At 70.9% G+C, this 819-nt stretch carries 1 protein-coding gene; it reads right to left on the bottom strand.

Annotated features, from left to right (window positions below):
* Positions 1-819: peroxidase family protein (locus BZY54_RS48700; RefSeq protein WP_341868747.1), on the bottom strand; the 819-nt coding region annotated here is incomplete at both ends.

Raw genomic sequence — 819 nt, 5'->3', positions numbered from 1 at the left:
AGGTTGACGAAGAAGTCGTTGGTCAGGGACCCGGGGGTCGTGGTGAACACGCCGAGCTGCGTCTGCTGGTGGTTCGCGCCCAGCACGCGCAGGCCGCCGACGAGGACCGTCATCTCCGGGGCGCTCAGGGTCAGCAGGTTGGCGCGGTCGAGCAGCAGGAACTCGGCCGGGAGACGATTGCCCTTGCCGATGTAGTTGCGGAAGCCGTCGGCGGTCGGCTCCAGCGCGGCGAACGACTCCACGTCCGTCTCGTCCTGCGACGCGTCCACACGGCCCGGCGTGAAGGGCACCTCGACCTCGAAGCCGGCCTCCTTGGCGGCCCGCTCGACGGCCGCGTCACCGGCGAGCACGATCAGGTCGGCGAGCGAGATCCGCTTGCCGCCGGTCTGGGCCGCGTTGAAGGCCTCCTGGATGCCCTCCAGGGTGCGCAGCACCGTGGCCAGCTGGTCGGGGTCGTTGACCTCCCAATTGCGCTGCGGCTCCAGACGGATGCGGGCGCCGTTGGCGCCGCCGCGCTTGTCGCTGCCGCGGAAGGAGGAGGCCGACGCCCAGGCCGCGGACACCAGCTGCGACACGGTGAGATCCGATTCGAGGACCTTGGCCTTGAGGACCGCGACGTCCTCGGCGTCCACGAGCTCGTACGTCCGCTCCGGCAGCGGGTCCTGCCACAGCAGCGTCTCGGCCGGGACCTCCGGGCCGAGGTAGCGGGCGACCGGACCCATGTCACGGTGGGTCAGCTTGAACCAGGCCCGGGCGAAGGCGTCCGCGAACTCCTCGGGGTTCTCCAGGAAGCGCCGCGAGATCGGCTCGTAGACCGGG

The sequence above is a fragment of the Streptomyces carpinensis genome, assembly GCF_002154505.1.
Taxonomy (GTDB): Bacteria; Actinomycetota; Actinomycetes; order Streptomycetales; family Streptomycetaceae; genus Streptomyces; species Streptomyces carpinensis.
The sequence above is the reverse complement of the archived record's forward strand: the minus strand, read 5'-3'. Positions and strand labels throughout refer to the sequence as shown.